This window comes from Corallococcus praedator, from assembly GCF_003612125.1.
Classification (GTDB): Bacteria; Myxococcota; Myxococcia; order Myxococcales; family Myxococcaceae; genus Corallococcus; species Corallococcus praedator.
On the sequence record NZ_RAWI01001380.1, the window covers coordinates 1 to 393 of the forward strand.

Below are 393 nucleotides of genomic sequence, written 5' to 3' on the forward strand. Positions count from 1 at the left end.
GTCCAGCTGACGGTGGAGGCGCTGGGCGGGTCGGCGTACAAGCGGAACATCACGGTGCTGGGGGCTGCTTTCAAGCCGCACTCGGACGACGTCCGCGACTCGCCGGCGCTGGACGCCGCTGTCCGGTTGCACGGACTCGGCGCCTGGGTCACCGTGACCGACCCGGCCGCGCTGGACAACGCCCGCAAGCGGCATCCCCAGCTGAACTACGTCAACGATCTCGATGAGGCCCTCTGCCGCGCCGACGCCGTCCTGGTGGTGACCGAGTGGGACCAGTACCGGCGCGAGCTCGACCCCGTGCACGCCGCCTCGCTCACCACCGGGAAGGTCGTCGTCGACGGACGGAACTGCCTGGACAGTGCCGCCTGGCGGCAGGCGGGTTGGGACTACTAC

Annotated in this window: 1 protein-coding gene; it reads left to right on the forward strand. The window is 70.5% G+C overall.

The features are described 5' to 3' along the window. Window positions 1–393, forward strand: a 393-nt coding sequence (locus D7Y13_RS44545) for a UDP binding domain-containing protein (protein ID WP_279637226.1), incomplete at both ends; no start/stop codon positions are given.